The following is a 709-nucleotide window of genomic DNA, read 5'->3' on the forward strand; positions in this document are numbered from 1 at the left end:
CATCACCAAGAACAATTCTACCTTCAGACAAACCAAACTCTAGCTTGTAATCAACCAATAGCATACCCGCCTTGTCAAACATTGCTGACAGCACATCGTTTACTCGATAGGTAAGCTTTTCCATTTCGACAAGCTGTTCTTTCGTGGCCCAACCAAAGGATACACAGTGAGAAACGTTAATCATTGGGTCATGCAGGGCGTCGTCTTTTAGGAATAGTTCGAACGTAGGTGGAGTCAATTCTTTTCCTTCTTCAACACCTAGGCGGCGTACGATGCTACCCGCTGCATAGTTACGAACAACACACTCCACAGGCAACATTTCAAGATTTTTTACCAGGCACTCGTTATCTGATAGCAAGGCTTCAAAATGAGTTTCGATACCAGCCTCTTCTAAGGCCTGCATGATAAAAGCGTTAAACTTATTATTTACCATGCCCTTTCGATTCAGCTGCTCCATTTTCTCGCCATCAAAAGCAGAGGTATCGTCTCTAAACAAAAGAACAAATTTGTTTGGATCTTCTGTGGTATAAACTGATTTTGCTTTACCAGCGTAAAGTTCTTTCTGCTTTTGCATAAAAAGGAAACTCCCGAGAGTGGCTCTAAGATTAAGAGCAATAGTATTGAAAAATTTCTATAGTGTTTTAATGAGCAATGATATCGCAGCTATTTAGGCAATAAACACATATCAAATCATGATATGTGTTCAAAA

At 39.9% G+C, this 709-nt stretch carries 1 protein-coding gene; it reads right to left on the reverse strand.

The genetic code is table 11. From position 1 onward, the window contains the following. A partial coding sequence (gene purC / locus A3756_RS16935) for a phosphoribosylaminoimidazolesuccinocarboxamide synthase (protein ID WP_068554036.1) occupies positions 1 to 574 on the reverse strand: 574 nt, incomplete at its 3' end. Positions 575 to 709: the final 135 nt, after the last annotated feature.

This window comes from Oleiphilus sp. HI0086 (genome assembly GCF_001635225.1).